The 15,187-nt window shown below is 49.3% G+C and carries 9 protein-coding genes; 3 read left to right on the plus strand and 6 right to left on the minus strand.

All coding sequences use genetic code 11. The features are described 5' to 3' along the window. Positions 1–26 precede the first annotated feature (26 nt). Positions 27–1,655 carry a nitrite/sulfite reductase gene (locus ACXX53_RS16965; protein ID WP_458570024.1) on the plus strand — a complete coding sequence of 543 codons (1,629 nt, stop codon included), beginning with the start codon at positions 27–29 and terminating at the stop codon, positions 1,653–1,655. 46 nt (positions 1,656–1,701) lie between these two features. Here ACXX53_RS16965 and ACXX53_RS16970 read toward each other — a convergent pair whose 3' ends face one another. The 3 genes from ACXX53_RS16970 to uvrB form a co-directional block, all read right to left on the minus strand. Then, on the minus strand, positions 1,702–2,466 hold the full coding sequence (locus tag ACXX53_RS16970; RefSeq protein WP_458569862.1) for an HAD family hydrolase: 765 nt from the start codon (positions 2,464–2,466) through the stop codon (positions 1,702–1,704). Positions 2,467–3,789: 1,323 nt separating this feature from the next. Continuing rightward, positions 3,790–6,666, minus strand: coding sequence for an excinuclease ABC subunit UvrA (gene uvrA, locus ACXX53_RS16975; RefSeq protein WP_458569863.1), 2,877 nt, complete (start codon positions 6,664–6,666; stop codon positions 3,790–3,792). A 120-nt stretch (positions 6,667–6,786) separates the two neighbouring features. After that, entirely contained in the window at positions 6,787–8,784 is a 1,998-nt protein-coding gene (uvrB, locus tag ACXX53_RS16980; protein ID WP_458569864.1) for an excinuclease ABC subunit UvrB, read from the minus strand. A gap of 349 nt (positions 8,785–9,133) precedes the next feature. On the opposite strand from uvrB, the gene ACXX53_RS16985 reads away from it, so the two are divergent. Further along, positions 9,134–9,967, plus strand: a complete 834-nt coding sequence (locus tag ACXX53_RS16985; protein ID WP_458569865.1) for a flagellar motor protein — start codon at positions 9,134–9,136, stop codon at positions 9,965–9,967. Continuing rightward, positions 9,951–10,808 carry a flagellar motor protein MotB gene (locus tag ACXX53_RS16990; protein WP_458569866.1) on the plus strand — a complete coding sequence of 286 codons (858 nt, stop codon included), beginning with the start codon at positions 9,951–9,953 and terminating at the stop codon, positions 10,806–10,808. The genes ACXX53_RS16985 and ACXX53_RS16990 overlap by 17 nt, the downstream gene beginning before the upstream one ends. A 235-nt stretch (positions 10,809–11,043) precedes the next feature. Here ACXX53_RS16990 and ACXX53_RS16995 read toward each other — a convergent pair whose 3' ends face one another. From ACXX53_RS16995 to ACXX53_RS17005, 3 genes are all read right to left on the minus strand, one after another. Next, the gene (locus tag ACXX53_RS16995) at positions 11,044–12,342 is read right to left on the minus strand and encodes a PDZ domain-containing protein (protein WP_458569867.1); all 1,299 of its coding nucleotides are present in this window, start codon (positions 12,340–12,342) and stop codon (positions 11,044–11,046) included. Positions 12,343–12,430: 88 nt separating this feature from the next. Next, the gene (locus ACXX53_RS17000; protein WP_458569868.1) at positions 12,431–13,867 is read right to left on the minus strand and encodes a S41 family peptidase; all 1,437 of its coding nucleotides are present in this window, start codon (positions 13,865–13,867) and stop codon (positions 12,431–12,433) included. A 70-nt stretch (positions 13,868–13,937) separates the two neighbouring features. Then, positions 13,938–15,179, minus strand: a complete 1,242-nt coding sequence (locus tag ACXX53_RS17005) for a murein hydrolase activator EnvC family protein (RefSeq protein WP_458569869.1) — start codon at positions 15,177–15,179, stop codon at positions 13,938–13,940. Between the last annotated feature and the right edge of the window lie 8 nt (positions 15,180–15,187).

Genomic DNA, 15,187 nt, shown 5'->3' on the forward strand with positions numbered 1-15,187 from the left:
AATTAAATGTAAAGCGAGGGATGAGATTGGCTTATGATCCTATTTGGATGCAGAATCCGGGTAAACTGAACAAGGTCGAGTTTATGAAAATGGAGAAAGACGGGCTGGACGTCATCCGCGACATTATTGAAACTTATGCAAATACAGGCTATGAAGGAATTCCTGACGATGACAAGTCCCGCTTCAAATGGGCGGGCGTCTATGAGCAGAAGCCTAAGGACGGCTATTTTATGATGCGGATTCGGATTAATTCCGGCATTATGACGACCGTCCAGGCAAGAGCGCTTGCCGAGATCGCCCATCTATACGGGCGCGATCTCATTGATGTGACGACGCGGCAGGCCATTCAGTACCATTGGCTGCGCGTCGAGAATTTGCCCGACATCTTCAAGCGGTTAGAAGATGTCGGGCTGTACTCCTACGAGGCGTGCGGCGATTGTCCGCGCACGATCGTAGGGAACCCGCTCGCGGGGATTGACCCGCACGAGCTGCTTGACACCACGGCGATTGTTAACGAGGTTAACGACTTCTTCCTATTGAACCGCGACTTCTCTAATCTGCCGCGGAAGTACAAGATGTCGATCTCATCCAACATCTATAACAATGCGCATGCGGAAATTAATGATTTGTCCTTCTCACCAGCAACTAAGATTATCGATGGGCAAGAAGTGATTGGATTCCATGTTCACGTAGGTGGCGGACTGTCTGCGAAGCCGCATCTAGCTCAGCGGCTTGATGTATTTGCGAGGCCGGATGAGGTATTGAAGATTGCGGTAGGCGTTACAACCATCTTCCGCGACTACGGCTATCGAGAGAAGCGTCACCAGGCAAGACTGAAGTTCCTGGTTGCAGATTGGGGAGTCGAGCGATTCCTGACCAAGCTAGAAGAGATCATCGGGCCATTAGAACGCGCCGGAGTTGATCGAACCGTCGGATGGCAGGCCGCTTACTTTGATGGCGTTCATCCACAGGCTCAATCTGGTTTGAATTACATCGGTCTGAACGTGCCTGTTGGGCGCTTGAACGCTAGCGAGCTGCTCGCTCTCGCTGATATTACAGAGAAGTACGGCGATGGACTCCTACGAACGACCATGTCTCAGAATATATTAATCAGCAGTATTCCGGACCACGCTATCGATGAAGTGCTGGCAGAACCTGTATTGCAGCGATTATCCCCTTTTCCGAAACCATTCATGAGCCGCACTGTTTCCTGTACGGGCAACGAGTTCTGCAATCTCGCAGTCGTCGAAACGAAGGAGCGCGCGCGTCTAGTAGCCGAGTACCTCGATGAACATGTGGATTTGGGCGAGAAGGTGCGCATTCATTTTATTGGATGCCCGAACGCTTGCGGTCAGAAGCATGTTGCAGATATTGGCCTGCAGGGCGCGTTGGTTAAGACGCCAAACGGTACGGTCGATGCCTTCGATATTGCGGTAGGCGGTATTCTCGGGCCAAATGCCCGCTTCAATACGACGCTCAAAGGACGTGTCAAAGCAGATGATCTGCCAGTCGTCTTAGAGCAACTTCTTCTATTCTATAAGCAAGGACGGCTGCAAGACGAAACCTTCCATTCCTTCTTCTTACGTGTTGGCGCAGAAGCATTTCAACAGAAGCTGACCGAAATACTTGCCTCCCCTGCTCTCGCCTCTTCCTAAATAATAAGGCTGCCTAGCCGCATGACGCGGGATTGGCAGCCTTTTGTTATTCCAATGTGAGCTCATGGTAGGAACGAATCATGACATCCGCCGCATCCGGCTTGTGCTCAAAATACCCTTCCTCGTCGATAAAAATATTAAGCGCACAGCCCGCGCTTCGTCCCATTTCCATATCGCCGACGGAGTCGCCAATGACAACCACTTCATGCGGCGCAAGTCCAAGCTCTCGACAAGCCAGCTCCACCATATCCGGATATGGTTTGCCATGTGTAACACAATCGTCACCAACTACAGAGTTAAAATGATGCAGAATCCCCATCTTGCTTAGATGCTGCTTCGAGGGCTCTTTATCGTCTGCCGTTACAACACCGCGAATCAAGCCTGCTGCTTCACATCGTTCCAGAAAATCCACCACTCCCGCAACAGGTCTAATCTGGGCATGGTCAAGATTCGTCTCATTAGCATGCTCGAACAAATTATTCGCGCGGCGCATCGCCTCATTCCACGGAACACCCGCACGGTATAAATAATACGTAGCGATTGAAATCATCTGCGTAGGCGAGCCCATCGCAAGCGGCCCGAACCGATCATGCGCCGTCACCCGACGCTGCTCATCCAAATGCACGCCCAATATATATCCAGGCTGGTCTGGAAGCTCCGCCCCCTCCGCGCGAAGTTCCCGTTCCAAGCTGTCCATCACCTGTTCCGCCCAGTTCCCCCACAAGCTTATAAACTGCAGTATCGTTCCATCCTTGTCGAACAAAATACCGCGCACCTGCACAATTCGATCTCCAACGATAAGCTGAGTCATCTCCGATACCTACCTCCATCTCGTATTCTCTCCCGCCCGTCATGGGCGCTCTTTGACTTCTCTACGACTTCTACGCGCAAGCCCATCTTCCTGCCCGACCTTCAAACTAATTACTCTACTCTACAAAATGGTTATTCCCCCATAGCCCCATCGCGGCGCTATCTCTATCGCTCAGATATGTTCCTCTCTGCCCCATTTGGGTGCTATCCCGTTCACTCAGATACATGTACCTATCCGCTCCTTCTCGCTACTATCCCTTTCACTCAGATACATTCACCTCTCCACTCCATCTCGCTACTATCCCTTTCACTCAGATATGTACCTCTCCGATCCTTCTCGCTACTATCCCTTTCGCTCAGATATGTATCTCTCCGCTCCTTCTCGCTACTATCCCTTTCGCTCAGATATGTATCTTTCCGCTACATCTCGCTATTATCCCTATCACTCAGGTATGTATCTATCCACTCCATCTCGCTACTATCCCTTTTACTCAGATATGTATCTCTCCGCTACATCTCGCTACTATCCCTTTCACTCAGATATGTATCTCTCCGCTACATCTCGCTATTATCCCTTTCGCTCAGATATATGCCTCTCCGCTCCTTCTCACTACTATCCCTTTCGCTCAGATACATGCCTTTCCGCTCCTTCTCGCTACTATCCCTTTTACTCAGATATGTATCTCTCCGCTACATCTCGCTACTATCCCTTTCGCTCAGATACATGTACCTATCTGCTACATCTCGGCGTTATCCCCTTCGCTCAGATCGACATAATAGGCATTTTCATTTACCATCAACTATACTTTTCACAGACAGATAATTTGTTTTCCATACTTTCCTGAGCTATGGGGAGAATACCCCAATACTCTTCAGAAGGATATCTCTTGCTGGTTACTTTAATCACATTCTTAATCTCTGCATCTCGCACAAAGCATTTTATTTCTCTCGTGTACAAATACCCTGTCTTGCTCCAATTAACTCTCTCTTCTGATCATGCGCTATCAAGACTTTCCTGAGTCTAGGAGAGAATACCCCAATACTCTCCAGAAGGATATCTCCTGCTGGTTACTTTAATCACATTCTTGATCTCTGCATCTCGCACAAAGCATTTATTTCTCTCGTGTACAAATATCCTGTCTTGCTCCAATAAACTCCCTCTTATGATTATGCGCTATCAAGACTTCCTGAGCTTTGGGGAGAATACCGCAATACTCTCCAAAAGAATAACCTCTGCTGACCTACATCCCCATAAATAACTAAACAAGCCACCCTCAACTTCAGAAGGTGGCTTGTTCATACTATTACATGCAATTGTCGCTTGTTATACCTGAGCCTCAGCCGCAAGGGAGGCTGCTGCTTGCTCCGTACGAACTCGATCGCGCTCTAGGATAGGCTTCAAATATTGTCCTGTATAGGAGCCCTCGACTTTTACGACTTGTTCAGGTGAGCCTTGAGCAACGATGGAACCTCCGCCGCTGCCGCCTTCAGGTCCCAAGTCAATGAGGTAATCAGCCGTCTTGATAATATCGAGGTTGTGCTCAATGACGAGCACGCTCTCTCCAGAATCAACGAGGCGGTGCAGCACCTGCAGCAGGCGATCGATATCCGCTACGTGCAAACCTGTAGTCGGCTCGTCCAAGATGTACATTGTCTTGCCAGTGCTCCGGCGATGCAGCTCAGCAGCAAGCTTGACGCGCTGCGCTTCGCCACCGGACAAGGTTGTTGCCGGCTGGCCAAGCTTCATATAACCCAAGCCTACATCCAGCAAGGTCTGGATCTTGCGATGAATACGCGGCACGTTCTGGAAGAACTCGACGGCGTCTTCAATCGTCATTTCCAACACATCGGAAATGTTGTTCCCTTTATACTTAACCTCTAACGTTTCACGGTTATATCGCTTGCCCTTACATACCTCGCACGGCACATACACATCCGGCAGGAAGTGCATCTCGATCTTAATGATACCGTCGCCGCGGCAAGCCTCGCAGCGACCGCCCTTGACGTTGAAGCTGAAGCGGCCTTTCTTATAGCCGCGAATCTTCGCTTCATTGGTCGTAGCGAATAAGTCGCGAATATCGTCGAAGACACCTGTGTATGTCGCCGGGTTCGAGCGAGGTGTGCGCCCAATTGGAGATTGATCGATATCGATTACCTTATCGACATGCTCCAGGCCGCGAATCTCGCGATGCTCACCAGGGCGAACCTTCGCCTTGTTCAAGTCACGAGCAAGCGACTTGAACAAGATTTCATTTACGAGCGTAGACTTACCGGAACCTGATACCCCGGTAACCGCTGTAAATACGCCCAGTGGGATCTTCACATTGACGTTGCGCAGATTGTTCTCCTTCGCACCGCGTATTTCCAGCCATCGATCATCCGGCTTGCGTCGCTCCAGCGGGATCGGAATGAACTTCCGGCCGCTTAGATACTGCCCTGTCATCGACTTCTCATCCGCCATTATTTCCTGCGGTGTGCCTTGTGCGACAACTTGGCCTCCATGCAAGCCCGCTCCTGGACCAATGTCGATCAGATAATCAGCAGCGAGCATCGTGTCTTCATCATGCTCAACGACGATTAGCGTGTTACCCAAGTCGCGCATGTGCTCCAGAGTCTTGATTAAGCGGTCATTATCTCGCTGATGCAAGCCGATACTTGGCTCGTCCAAGATATAGAGTACACCCATGAGGCTCGATCCAATCTGTGTTGCTAAGCGTATCCGTTGAGCCTCGCCGCCAGACAGCGTTCCTGCCGCACGATTCAGCGTTAGATACTCCAAGCCTACATTTACGAGGAATCCAAGCCGTGAATTGATCTCCTTCAGGATAAGGTTTGCAATCAGCATCTCTTTATTAGACAACGAAAGCGAATCAAAGAATCGCTGTGCTTCGCCAATTGAAAGTGAAGTCACATAAGCCATATTCTGCTCGCCGACTGTAACGGCAAGGCTCTCCTTGCGCAAGCGGTCTCCTTTACAAGTTCCGCATGGCTTAGCGCTCATGAAGCTTTGAATGAATTCACGTATACCTTCTGATGCGGTTTCACGGAAACGACGTTCCAAGTTATGAACGATGCCTTCAAATGCCACTTGAGCTTCTTTCTTATGTCCAAAATCATTTTCATAGACGAAGCGAACCTTCTCATTGCCTGTCCCATTAAGCAGCTTCGCCATATGCTCAGGCTCTAGTAGTCTGACTGGGATATCCGTTGGAATGCCATAATGCTCGCATACCGCTTGAAGGAACTGCGGGTAGTAATTAGAAGTACTGCCTGCCCACGCCTCAAATGCGCCTTCTTCAATCGACTTCTCCATATCCGGCACGAGAAGATCCGGATCTACAATCATCTTCTGCCCTAAGCCATCGCAGTCCGGACATGCGCCGAATGGACTATTGAACGAGAACATACGCGGAGCAAGCTCATCCATACTGAAGCCGCAAACGGGACAAGCCAGATTCGAGCTAAAGATAAGCTCTTCTTGGCCAATAATATCTACGATCAGCTTGCCTCCAGACAAATGCAGCGCCGTCTCAATAGAATCTGCCAATCGCGACTGAACATCGTCCTTTACGACAATTCGGTCGACGACAACTTCAATATTGTGCTTCTTGTTTTTCTCTAGCTCAATCGTTTCCGATACCTCACGCATCTCTCCATCGACACGCACACGCACGAAGCCCTGTTTCTGGATATCAGCGAATACAGTTTTATGCTCACCCTTGCGTCCCGAAATGATCGGAGCAAGCAGCTGCAGCTTCGTCCGTTCAGGATACTCCATAATACGGTCTACCATCTGTTCGACGGTCTGCGATGTAATCTCAATTCCATGCTCCGGGCAATGAGGATGACCAATTCGCGCGAACAGCAATCGCAAATAGTCATAAATCTCCGTAACTGTACCGACCGTGGAACGTGGATTACGGCTAGTCGTCTTTTGGTCAATCGATATTGCGGGCGACAAGCCATCGATAGAGTCTACATCCGGCTTCTCCATCTGCCCTAGAAATTGCCGCGCATAAGCAGACAGCGACTCTACGTAGCGACGCTGGCCTTCCGCGTATATCGTATCGAACGCCAACGATGATTTGCCTGAACCACTTAATCCTGTGAGTACAACAAACTTGTCTCGCGGAATGGTGACGTCGATATTTTTCAGATTGTGGGCTCTCGCCCCCTTAATGACAATACGATCACTCGCCAATGTTAATACCCTCCTGCTTCTAGGTCCACTCGAACCGTTTCATCCTATATTGCAAACTGCAGCTCTGATGCACGTTCATATATGTTATTAATTATTAAGCTCATTAATCTACTCTTGAAATTAATCCATTGCACGAAGCTCCATCAATGCATCACGAAGCTCGGCAGCGCGCTCAAACTGCAAATTCTTCGCTGCATCCTTCATCTCTTTCTCTAGGCGCTGAATGAGTGAATGGCGATCCTTCTTCGACAGCTTATCGACGCCCTTGTCGGTGAGATAATCACTCTTCTCTTCTGCCGTCTTCGTCGCTTCAATCACGTCGCGAATCTTCTTCTTAATCGTTTGAGGCGTAATGCCATGCTTCTCATTGTGAGCGATCTGAATCTTGCGTCTGCGTTCCGTCTCCTTAATGGCCTTATCCATCGAATCGGTGATCTTGTCGCCATACATAATGACACGACCCTCCGCATTGCGCGCCGCACGACCTATCGTCTGAATTAGCGATCTTTCCGCACGCAGGAAGCCTTCCTTATCCGCATCCAAAATCGCGACAAGCGATACTTCCGGCAAGTCCAAGCCTTCCCGCAGAAGGTTAATCCCTATCAGCACATCGAACACGCCAAGGCGAAGATCACGAAGCAGCGACATCCGCTCCAGAGTCTTAATATCCGAGTGCAAATAACGAACCTTGATCCCAATCTCCTTCAAATAGTCGGTAAGATCCTCGGACATCTTCTTCGTAAGTGTCGTAACCAACACGCGTTCCTCGCGATCCAAGCGAATGCGAATCTCGCTGATCAGATCGTCGATCTGACCCTTTGTCGGTCTTACTTCAATGATTGGATCCAGCAGTCCTGTAGGTCGGATGATCTGCTCAATCATCTCCGGACAGTGTTCCAGTTCAAACGGACCAGGCGTCGCGGATATAAACATCGCCTGGCATACCTTGCCTTCGAACTCATCGAATTGAAGAGGTCGATTATCGAGCGCTGACGGCAGACGGAAGCCGTGCTCTACAAGCACTGTCTTCCGCGCTCGGTCACCATTGTACATGCCGCGAATCTGCGGCAGGGTGACGTGCGACTCGTCGACGACAATTAAAAAGTCGTCGGGGAAATAATCGAGCAGCGTATACGGTGTAGCGCCCGGCTCGCGGAACGTCAGCGGGCCGGAATAGTTCTCGATGCCGGAGCAGAAGCCCACCTCCTGCATCATCTCAATATCGTAGCGCGTGCGCTGTTCCAGACGCTGCGCCTCCAAGAGCTTGCCGGCATCGCGCAGCACCGCGAGCCGCTCTTCCAATTCGCGCTCGATATTAACGAGCGCGATCTTCATCGTCTCCTCCGCGGTTACGAAGTGAGACGCTGGGAAGATCGCAACATGATCACGCTCGCCAAGGATCTCGCCTGTCAGAACATCAATCTCGCTGATCCGCTCAATCTCGTCTCCGAACAATTCTACGCGGATCGCGTGCTCGCTCTTCGATGCTGGAAAGATCTCCACGACATCTCCGCGCACGCGAAATGTGCCGCGAATGAAATTCAAGTCGTTCCGTTGGTACTGGATATCGACGAGCTTCGCCAAGATCTCATTGCGCGGCTTCTCCATGCCTGTACGCAGCGACAGTACCAGATTGCCGTACTCTATAGGTGAACCCAAGCCGTAAATGCACGACACACTCGCTACAATAATGACATCTCGGCGCTCAAATAAGGCAGAGGTCGCGGAGTGCCGCAACTTGTCGATCTCTTCATTTACACTGGAATCCTTCTCGATATAGGTGTCGGAAGATGGAATATATGCCTCCGGCTGATAATAATCGTAGTAGCTGACGAAATATTCGACCGCATTAGTCGGGAAAAACTCTTTAAACTCACTATGAAGCTGCGCAGCCAATGTCTTGTTATGCGCAATGACCAGCGTCGGCCGGTTCAACTGCTGAATCGTCTGAGCAACCGTAAAGGTCTTACCGGTACCGGTCGCACCGAGCAGAGTCTGATACTTCTTGCCGTTATGCACACCCTCCACCAGCTGTTTAATAGCTTGAGGCTGATCGCCCTGCGGATTAAATTCAGACACCAGTTCGAACCCTTTCGATGACATATGGATATCTGCCATGGATTCACCATCACCGTCCCTCTCTATACCTGCTATTTACAGCTTTACCCTAATTCTATTGAATCAAATATAAATCTGTATAAATTTCAAGTTATTCTCGTTATCTCACATCTGCCGACTAACAAAGTAGGACTCTAGTCGCATATCTTGCTACTCCATAAAAATCACTAAACTTTATCCCTTAAAAACCCGATAAATGTATCAATATTATATACTTTAAATAGGAATGTGCACGCATTTCCGAATATTAATATCAGCAGACAAAATAAGAATGTTTGTTCCCGTTCATTATACTCCGATCATCGATTGGTTGCAAATGGGAACATCACTTAGGGAGATGGAAAAAAAGATGGATATGACGACGTTAATCGGCATCATTGCCGGACTTGCCGCCCTCATCGGTGGTTTTCTATGGGAAGGCGGTCACATCAGCGGTTTGTGGGAAGGAACAGCCGCACTTATTGTATTTGGCGGTACGATTGCCGCTGTAGTCGTCAGTTATCCAATCCACCGCTTGCGCAGCATTCCGAACGCACTTCGAATAGCTTTCAAACAGCGCAACAATGAAATGCCGAAGCTTATTGACGATCTCGTCGCCATGAGCACGCAAGCTCGCCGCAACGGTGTATTGGTATTAGAAGAACCAGCACAGAAGCACAGTAATTCATTTTTACGGGATGGTGTAATGCTCGTTGTAGACGGAACTGACCCTGAGATCATAAAGGACATGCTCGATATCGAAATGGATGCCGTTGAATATAAGTATGATGGATATGCTAAGATATTTGAATCCGCCGGCGGATTTGCTCCGACCTTTGGTATCATCGGTACGGTAATGGGTCTTATCCATGTCTTGAGCAACTTGAACGATCCAGCGATGCTCGGACCATCTATCGCAGTAGCATTTACAGCTACACTATACGGTGTTGCGACTGCCAATGTCATTTATCTGCCGATCGCATCCAAGATTCGAACACGCAGTGCTCAGCATATTCGCGAGATGGAAATGATTCAATGCGGCGTGCTGGCCATTCAAGCAGGCGAGAATCCACAGATTATTCGCAAGAAGCTCAGCTCATTCCTGCAGGGAGAGATGGCGACAGAACCTCCTGCTCGCGAAGCTAATACGAAATCAGCCAAGGTCGCACCAGAGCGAGGGATGAAGTATGAGACGCAGAAGTAGGGCCCACAACAAGGCGAATCACGAGAGTCAGGATCGCTGGCTGATCACCTATGCGGATCTCATAACCCTGCTCATGATCTTCTTCGTCGTCATGTATGCCATGAGTCAGGTCGATACTACTAAGTATGCCTCGCTATCTGAAACGCTGCAGACGACATTTAGCAGCGGCGGTGGCAATGGCAACCTACCAGGCGGCACGGGTATTCTGGATGGCGCTCATGTAAATCCAGGAGACGGCAATGCATCTGATAATGGCAAAGATCAGCAAAATGCGAATGGTATTAGCGATGGCGATAAGGAAAATAATGAGCAGTCCCCTGCAGTAATGGTGGGGCAGATAACCGAGAAGGATCTTGCGTTCCGCAAACAGGAACAGCAGCTGCAGCACGTGAAGAGCACCATTGAACAATATATCCAGGACAATAATTTGCAAAATGACATCACGATTACGGATACACCAAAAGGAATCGAGATTAGACTCAGCGACTCCCTCTTGTTTGAACTAGGAAAAGCAGATTTAACAGACGCTGCTATACCTACTTTGGACAAGCTCTCAAGCATGTTCAGTCAGTTAGATTCAACGATTAGCATAGAGGGCCATACGGATAACTTGAAGATGGCTCCTGGAGCGCGATATAAAGACAACTGGGAACTTTCAGCAGAACGTTCACTGTCCGTCCTTCGCTACTTCGTGGAAGATAAGCAGTTGCAGAGCGACAAATTTCAAATTGCGGGCTATGGCGATACTCGTCCTATAGCGAGCAATGATACGGAAGAGGGCCGCAAGAAGAATCGTCGAGTGGAGATTATTATTCTGCGCAATGTTATTTCTCCACAGTAAATCCACATCTATAATGAACAGATACCCCCATTAGCAAGGCTTAAGCCTTTACTGATGGGGGTATTTTTATCCTCATACCTATTATCAACAGGTTACACACATAATTCACGTAGTTATGCACAGATTAATCCACATTATCCACACAAAACTAACAGGTTGTTGACATGTATAAGCTAACTTATCCACAATCCACAAAAAAAGACGTCCAAGATGGACGCCTCTGTTCATAACTTATTTATGCGGTAGTTGTTCTAGATTCCGCATCCACTTTCGCGCGTGAAGCACGTCGCCACGGCTCTTTAAGCAGCGATAAGAGCGAAGGCTGCCTCGTGATCGCCACGTACGTTACATGATCATCTGGCGCAAGCAGCACGCCCAGTTGATGGTGCTCTCCCGCATAGATCGCGCGCTGTACAAACTTCACGTCACCTCGTGCGTTATACAGTTCGAGCTTGCAGAACGCTGAATTCGTGCTCATCGCTTGGTGCAGCTCTTCCTTTGAGTGGATCGGAATGCCGTTTACCTTCGAGATGATCTCGCCGGATTGAATGCCCAGCTCCTCCGCTGGGCTGCCAGGCAGCACCGCCTGCACGCATAAGCCTCTGGCATCGTGAGCGAACACTGGACTCCGCTTGAGCTCCTCCTGTCGGCTGTACCATATAAGCCATTCGTGACAGCCGATGGAGATCAAGCCGGCCAATGGAACAAGCGGAGTCCACCAGTTCGCCAGCAGGGATACGGCGAGCAGCCCCGCGGCGTATATGAACAGCCGCGTTGAAGTTTTATTCGCCTTCTCTTGCGGCGTATAAGTGAATGTCAGCTCGGCGAAGCCTACCATGACGGGCAGCCCGACGAGCGCCCAGCCCTGCTGCCATATGTCGCCGCTCAAGAGCGGAGCCCACGGCAGAGTGGTGCCAGCTGCCGCCGCAGGCATGAGCAGGATGAGCGGCAGCGGCCACATCATCTGCATCGAGTAGGCGCCTACGATGCGCCCGCGCTTGCTCTGCATAAACAGCGGGCTCGCAAACTTCACCGCCTGCTTGCGTATGAGCATCGCTTCTGCAGCATGTACAAGCGCGACTAGCACCAGCAAGCCCGCTGCATTCAATTCGCGTATATCCTGCATGATGCCGCCAAGCCATCCTTCCGCTTGCCATTGCGGAAAGAGCAGCAATACGCCCTGCAATATAGCTACAATTCCCGCGGAATACGCGAGACACAGCATGCGAACGCGAATGAACAGCAGCAAGATACTTATCCCCCATATCAGCATCATGATGGATGGGGGGATGACGATCCCAAGACTTACAGATACCGCGCTAATTATGATTCCAGCAACCAGACCACCGAGCGCCGCTCGGATCGTCTGGTCAATCCAGCCGTGCATCTTTACAGCAAACAATCGCCTTTCCATTAACATTTGACGTCTATAATGTATCGCAATCAGCACGATCGCCAGCCAATAAAATGGCGACAACACAAGCTGAATTCCAGCCTCCATCGCTTTATAACCAACTTCCAGGAAAACCTGCACCGGCATCCGCTCCTTTCTATTCCTTTCGCGCACTAAAAAGGGAAGGTCGATAGCCTTCGCTCCCGACCTTCCCTATATTCGACACCCGTTAACGGATATCCTTCTGCACCGCATCGATCGCAGCCTGCAGCTGAGCGTCATTCTCCTTGTTGCGCATTACTTCGAGAATGCTAACCTCCATCTTCTCCGCTGTCTTGCTGTCAACCTTGCCGCTTACAGTCAGACCTGAAGCCTTCTGGAACGCCTTCACTGCTTCTTCTGTCTGCTTCGAGAAGTAGCCGTCTTTGCGATCTATCTTATAGCCCAGACCATTCAGAATGACCTGAACATTCTTCACTTCCTCGCTGTTCATATCGAACTCCAACGTCTTATCCTTAGGAATCGGCGTTGCACTGTAATAATCCGGCTGTGAAACGAGAATATCCGGTTGAATGCCCTTCTGATGAATCCAATTGCCATCCGGCGTCAGCCACTTGGCAATCGTAATCTTAATCAGGCTTCCTTCATCATTTTTAGTCGTGTAGCTCGTTTGAACAGTTCCTTTACCGAAGGTAGGCTCACCGACAATCTTCATGCCTGCCGATTCCTGCAGGGCGCTCGCCATAATCTCGGAGGCGCTGGCACTGCCTTTATTCGTCAGGATCGCGATCGGGTATTTCTTCTCCTTCACATCGCTGTCAGACTTGTGTACCTCTCGCTTGCCATCTTTGTATTCTACCTGAAGGATCGGCTTGCCCTTCGGTACAAACAGCTCCGTCATCTTCTCTACAACATCAAGCACGCCGCCTGGATTGTTGCGGACATCAATCACAAGCCCTTTCATGCCTTGTTTCTCCAGATCCGTTAACGCGTTAGCAAAACGATCTGCTGTATTCGTAGAGAATTGGCTAACCTCAATATATCCGATCTTATTATCGAGCATAGAAGAATGAACCGTCTCAAGATCCACTTTGTCCCGAACAATGTCAAAGACTAATACTTGTGTAGTTCCTGGGCGCTTCACTTCAATCTTCACTGTTGACCCTTTAGGACCGCGAATCTTCGATACTGCCTCATTCAACGTCATTCCAGACAAGCTCGTTCCGTCGACACTCAATAGAACATCCTTAGCTTTCAAACCTGCTTTTTCGGCAGGTGATCCCTTAATCGGCGACACAACCGTGACATTGCCTTCTTCCATCGTCACTTCCGCACCGATCCCGGTGAATTGGCCTTCTACGCTGACGTTAAAGCTTTCCGCTTCTTCCTTCTGCATATAAGTGGAGTACGGATCGCCAAGTGAATTGAACATGCCTTCCACTGCGCCGTTAATCACCTTTGTTCGATCAACATCTTGATAGTATTTGCTCTCGATAACATCAAGTACTGCATTGATCTTTGCGGTTTCCTTAGAAGTTAAATTGTTAGAGTTCGCTGATACACTGCTTGCAAAGATCGGCAAATCCATAGCCAACATCGTCAGCATGCTGCTTAGTACAACCGTTATCCCGATAACAACAGCAACGGTCCGTCCTTTAAACTGCACCCAATCACCGCCCTTGTCTTGTCCAGTTCTAATACTTCAACTCTTCTATTATATACCGCAAGGGAAGCAATTATTTCAAGTATGGTTCTGGATCAACTTTATCTCCATCAACACGGACTTCAAAATGAAGATGGTTTCCTGTCGAATTTCCGGTCGTCCCCACTTCAGCAATCTTGTCGCCTTGGTTTACTTTATCGCCCTTCTCAACCTTGATACCACCATTGCGAATATGTCCATACAGCGTCCAGAGACCGTTGCCGTGATCTATAATGACACAATTCCCGTAGCCACTCCACCATTCCGCTAAGATGACAACGCCGCTTTCCGCCGCATAGATTGGAGTACCGCCAGGTGTAGCCATATCCAAACCGCTGTGGAATGCACCCTTGCGGCCTGATACAGGGTCTGTACGTGAGCCGAAGCGAGATGAAATCACATAGTCGTCTTTTAGAGGAACAGCTAATTCCCCGCCGTTGAACGGACCCGAACCGCCGCCTGACGAAGGTTTAGCTTTTTTCTTTGCTGCTTCCTTACGTTTGCGTTCCTTTTCAACTTCTTCAATCTGTTTCTTCTGAAGCTCTGAGCGTTGCTGCAGGAATTGTACTAACATCTCGTCCTGCTCTTCGCTCAAGCCATGCATTTCTTCAATCTGATCATCGAAGCCCGCAATCATCACTTCTTTTTCTTTTTCCTGATTCATAAGGTCTTGCTTCGTCTGCTCCAGCTTCGCGTAGAGACCGCGAACCTGCACTAGTTCCTCTTCAATTTCCTTCTTCTTATCCAACACCAGCTGCTTATCACGTTTATGGTCATCAAGTATCTTCTTATCTGTACCGGCAATGATCTCAATTGAGTCTAATCGACTCAAGAAGTCGGAAAAGCTCGTCGCGCTAAACAGCACATCCAGATAGGACACTCTTCCGTTCATATACATCAGCTGGACGCGAGAATCCAACAACTCGGATCGTTCTTCAATACGTTTATTGGCCTCTTCCAACTGCCGTGCATTCTCTTCAAGATTGGCTTCAGCTTGATCGATCTCCGTTGAAACCTTCGCCATTTCATTGACCTGAGCATCTATCTTATTCGAGATGGCTTCCAAATCGGCTTGCGTCTTCTTCTTGCCTGCCTCTGCGGAAGATATTTTATACTGGGCAGCCTGCTGCTTCTTCTCCGCAGAACGCATCTGATTTTCTAGATCCGACAACTGCTGGTTGATCTTATCGAGTTCTGATGCATACCCTGTTTTGGGTGGTACCATCGTGAATAAGAGTACTACGCTCATCATGAGCAATACTAACTTCTTTTTCAATACGGCTC

Source organism: Paenibacillus marinisediminis, from assembly GCF_054343325.1.